This window comes from uncultured Amnibacterium sp., assembly GCF_964245895.1.
Lineage (GTDB): Bacteria > Actinomycetota > Actinomycetes > Actinomycetales > Microbacteriaceae > Amnibacterium.
The window spans coordinates 1-4,378 of sequence record NZ_CAXTOQ010000217.1; the positions used below are offsets into that span (position 1 = coordinate 1).

General features: G+C 74.9%; 5 protein-coding genes and 1 tRNA gene. 3 read left to right on the forward strand and 3 right to left on the reverse strand.

The genetic code is table 11. The features are described from left to right. The 3 genes from ACFE60_RS17875 to ACFE60_RS17885 form a co-directional block, all read right to left on the reverse strand. The coding region (locus ACFE60_RS17875; RefSeq protein ID WP_375390206.1) for a glycosyltransferase family 9 protein at positions 1 to 683 on the reverse strand (683 nt) is incomplete at its 3' end. Next, positions 683 to 1,903, reverse strand: coding sequence for a glycosyltransferase family 4 protein (locus tag ACFE60_RS17880; RefSeq protein ID WP_375390207.1), 1,221 nt, complete (start codon positions 1,901 to 1,903; stop codon positions 683 to 685). The genes ACFE60_RS17880 and ACFE60_RS17875, both read right to left, overlap by 1 nt. Positions 1,904 to 1,975: 72 nt before the next feature. After that, on the reverse strand, positions 1,976 to 2,410 hold the full coding sequence (locus tag ACFE60_RS17885) for a nitroreductase family deazaflavin-dependent oxidoreductase (RefSeq protein WP_375390208.1): 435 nt from the start codon (positions 2,408 to 2,410) through the stop codon (positions 1,976 to 1,978). A 62-nt stretch (positions 2,411 to 2,472) separates the two neighbouring features. Between ACFE60_RS17885 and ACFE60_RS17890 the strand changes: the two genes are divergently transcribed. The 3 genes from ACFE60_RS17890 (at position 2,473) to ACFE60_RS17900 (ending at position 4,261) form a co-directional block, all read left to right on the forward strand. After that, positions 2,473 to 2,697, forward strand: coding sequence for a hypothetical protein (locus ACFE60_RS17890; RefSeq protein ID WP_375390209.1), 225 nt, complete (start codon positions 2,473 to 2,475; stop codon positions 2,695 to 2,697). A gap of 294 nt (positions 2,698 to 2,991) precedes the next feature. Further along, positions 2,992 to 3,081: transfer RNA gene (locus ACFE60_RS17895), tRNA-Ser, on the forward strand. A gap of 166 nt (positions 3,082 to 3,247) precedes the next feature. Next, the gene (locus tag ACFE60_RS17900) at positions 3,248 to 4,261 is read left to right on the forward strand and encodes a PHP domain-containing protein (RefSeq protein ID WP_375390210.1); all 1,014 of its coding nucleotides are present in this window, start codon (positions 3,248 to 3,250) and stop codon (positions 4,259 to 4,261) included. The last annotated feature ends 117 nt before the right edge of the window (positions 4,262 to 4,378 follow it).

Genomic DNA, 4,378 nt, shown 5'->3' on the forward strand with positions numbered 1-4,378 from the left:
ACTGCGGCGAGCGCGCGAAGCGGCAGCTCGGGCGCCGCGACCGCGCCGGCGGCCGTGAGGGCGGCCCGCTGCTCCGCGACCCGCGACACGACGACCGGAGCGAGGCCTCGAGCGATCAGGGACGCCACGACCTCGGACCACGCGTCGAGCGGCCAGTGCTTGACCCGCATGCCCGAGTCGGGGAAGAGCAGGACCGGGCGGCCGTCCGTGATCGCTCCGAGGGCCGCCGCGCCGCCGGCACGCTCCTCCCGCGACAGCGCGATCCGAGGCGGCAGCCGAGCGTGCTCCGGCGCGACCACGCCGTCCTCGACGAGCAGGCGCAGCATGCGCAGGTCGACCGGCTCGCCCGCCGGGGGCGAGCGCCACAGATCCGTGATCGCCCGCGCGGCCGTCCGCTCGAGCAGCTCGGGCAGCCCGTGCTGCCGGTTGGTCGTGATCGCGAGGTCCGGGCGCGTCCGCTCCAGCACGGGGACCGCGGCGGCGCGCACCGCCTCGCCGTCGCGACCGCCGACGGGGACGACCCGGTCGATCTGCGGGTCCCCCTCAAGCAGACCGTGCCAGGGCGCGGTCGTGACGACGACCAGCTCGGCTGCCGGGTGCGTGCGGTGCAGCGCGTGCAGGAGGGGGAGCGCCAGGAGCAGGTCGCCGAGTCCGCCCATCGTGTCCACGACGACGATCCGCATCAGGTGCGCGCCGCGTCCCGGTAGACGTCCAGGTGCCGCGCGGCGATCGCCTGCCACGACCGGGTGGCGGTCCACCGCCGGCCCTGGTCGGCGATGCGGGCGGCGAGGGCGGGGTCGTCGAGCAGCCGCCGCAGCCCGTCCGCCAGCGCGACGCCGTCGCGCACCTGGGGGACGACGACGACGCGATCGCCGTCCACCAGCTCCGGCTCCGTCGACTCGCCCGAGGTGACGACGGTCGGCAGGCCGTGGGCGAGGAGGGTGAGCAGCGAGCCGCTCTTCGCGGTCACCCCGTGCGTGAACGGCAGCACCCCCAGGTCCGCCGCGGCCAGCAGCCTCGAGACCGCGTCCGCGTCGCGGAACCCGGTGACGTGCACGCGATCGGTGACGCCCGCCTCCGCCAGATGCCCCCGCAGCTCGGTCTCGAAGTCCGCCGCCTCCTCGCGCGGCAGGGCGAGCGACTCGAACCCGCCGACGACGAGCGCGTGCACGTCCCGCCCCTCCCCGACCAGCCGCGCCACGGCGTCCGCCAGGTAGCGCACCCCCTTCACCGGGTGCACGAAGCCGAAGAACGCCGCGACGACCGCCTCCGGAGGCAGGCCCAGCCCGGCGCGGACCTCGTCCCTCGTGGAGGCGGCCTCGACGTCGGCGGCGACCGCGACGTTGGCGCCGATCGGGATCGTCTCGTCCGGCACCCGGCCGGAGAACCGATGCCGGACGGCGGTGGAATGTGCGAGGTTGGTCGCGACGACCGCGTCGCTGCGCGGCACCAGCAGCGCGGTCTCGCGGTCGGCGACGCCCCGGCGCTCCATCGCACGCCACAGCGGAGCCGGCAGCAGCCGCTCCCACCGCCACGACCCGTACTCGTGCACCGTGGTGACCAGCGCGACCCGGCGCAGCAGCAGCGGCAGCAGGCCGACGCCGAGCCGGAAGCCGTACATCGAGGGCGCGAACTGCACGTGCACGACGTCCGCGCCGCGTGCGGCGCGCGCCGCGCGCAGCAGCCCGGCAGGTCCCCACCGGGTGCCGACCGAGCGGGAGCCGCGCGCCCCAGCGGCCGCGCCGAGGTGCAGGATCCGCACCCGCGCCCCCTCCGCCCGCAGCGCGCCGGCGAGCCGGACCACGTAGTCGCCGACGCCGTCCCGCTCCGGGTCGAGCCGTCCGCAGACCAGCAGGACGCGCGGCCGCAGGGCGGTTCCGGGCTGCGGGGCGGCGCTCGACATCGCCGCACCGTAGCCGCCGGCGCCTCGACGCCGGCGGGGAGCCGTCAGCGGAGAGCCGTCAGCGGAGAGCCGTCAGCGGGGCTCGAGCACGAAGACCGGGATCTCCCGGTCCGTCTTCGTCTGGTACGTCGCGTAGTCGGGCCAGACGGCGACGGCGCGCGCCCACCAGGTGTCCCGCTCCGCGCCTTCGAGCAGGCGGGCGTCGTAGTCGCGGCGGTCGGCGCCGTCCTGCAGCTCGACCTGCGGCTGCGCCACGAGGTTCCAGTACCAGACCGGGTGCTCGGGCGCTCCGCCCTTGCTCGCCACGACGGCGTACTCGCCGTCGTGCTCGACGCGCATCAGCGCGGTCTTCCGCAGCTTCCCGCTCCTGGCGCCCACCGAGGTGAGGACGATGATCGGCACCCCGCGCAGCGTGCCCGCCTCCGCCCCGTCGGTCGCCTCGAAGCGCTCGGCCTGCTTCCTCGCCCACTCGCTGGTGCTGGGCGCGTACTCCCCGGTCAACGGCATGCGGCCATCCTGCAGCGTCGCGGCTCAGGGATCGCGCAACGCGGGAGGGTACGAAGGCCGGCATGCCGACGACCAAGACCTTCCCTGCCTGGCTCACCGACCAGGAGTACCGCGGTGACGAGATCGGCGCGTTCGCCAAGGAGGCCGCCCGGCTGGACGACCTGCCCGATTCCGGCGGCAAGGCGATCTACGACGGCTACTTCGAGACGTCCCTCGAGTCGCAGCAGCAGACCTACGAGCGGGCGTGGACCGAGTTCGAGGCCTCGCCGGAGCCCTCGAAGCAGTAGCGGGAGGCGGGAGACCGCCAGCGCTGCATACCCATTTGCAGTCCGGCGGCCCCCCTCGTCTCACCAGCGACGGCCCGAACGGTCGGATGATGAGACTCCGAGCCGGACGGCGGTGGGCACCGCCCGGAGTCTGGAACGCGCATGTCGGGTACATGCAGGCCGACCGTCGTGGGGGCGAGGTCGGCGGACGTCAATGTATCGGTGCCCAGGAAAACCCCGCAACGCGCCGTCCCCCGATCCGGGCGCCCACGTACCCCGGTTCGGCGGCGCCGAGCGGCTATGCTGCTGGCGCCGGGAGACGTCGCATAGTCCGGTCGAGTGCACCACCCTGCTAAGGTGGAGAGCCCTTTTCGGGCTCCGTGGGTTCAAATCCCACCGTCTCCGCTGTATCCGCCGGCGTCGACGCGTGATCGCGTCGACGACGAGTCCGTCTCGCCCGAGCCGATCGGGGTACAGACGCGTGCGGGAATCCTGCGGGGCCTGCGGTCCGGCGCAGGCCCCCTGCGCTTCCGCTGAGCAGCGGTCCGGGTCGGCGCGGGAGACTGTCCGGGTGAGCCCGCACGACGCCCTCGCCGAGATCGCGTTCCGGCTCGAGCGCGACCGGGCCGAGCCGTTCCGCATCCAGGCCTTCCGTCGCGCCGCAGCCGCGATCGCCTCGACCACCGAGCAGCAGCTGCGGGACCGTGCCGCCGACGGCCGGCTCGGCCGGCCGAAGGGGATCGGCGGCCGCAGCCTCGAGGTCATCACCCAGGCGCTCGACGGCCGCGTCCCCGACTACCTCCGACGGCTGCGCGACGAGGCGGAGGCGCCCTCCTCGCCGGAGGGCCGCGAGCTGCTGGCGCGCCTCCGCGGGGACCTGCACACCCACAGCGAGTGGTCGGACGGCACCACCCCGATCGAGTCGATGGTGGAGGCGGGCCGCCTGCTCGGCCGCGAGTACCTGGCGCTCACCGACCACTCCCCGAACCTGAAGGTCGCGAACGGGCTGACCGCCGAGCGGCTCGCGGCGCAGCTCGAGGTCGTGGCCGCGATCGACGGGCCCGGCCTGCGCCTGCTGCCCGGCATCGAGGTGGACGTGCTCGAGGACGGCTCCCTCGATCAGGAGCCGGCGCTGCTCGACCGGCTCGACGTCGTCGTGGCGAGCCTGCACTCCCGTCTCCGCGCCGATGCGGCCGAGATCACCGCCCGCCTGCTCGGCGCCATCGCCGACCCGCACACGAGCGTGATCGGGCACATCACCGGCCGGCTGGTGGAGGGCCGCCGCGGCACGCGCCCGCAGTCGGTCTTCGACGTCGACCGGGTCCTCGCCGCTGCCGCGGAGGCGCGCGTCGCGATCGAGATCAACTCCCGGCCGGAGCGGCAGGACCCGCCCGACGACCTGCTGGCCCACGCGATCGAGGCCGGCTGCCTGTTCAGCATCGACACGGACGCGCACGCGCCCGGTCACCTCGACTTCCTGGGCCTCGGCGCCGAGCGCGCCGCCGCCGCAGGCGTTCCGCCGGACCGCATCGTCACGACCTGGCCGGCGGACCGCCTGCTGGAGTGGACGCACGCCCGCCGGTGACCGGCCCGTCAGGGCCCCGGCGACCGCCTGGTAGCATCGTGCGGTCGCTTCGGCGGCATGCGCCCGTAGCTCAACGGATAGAGCATCTGACTACGGATCAGAAGGTTGGGGGTTCGA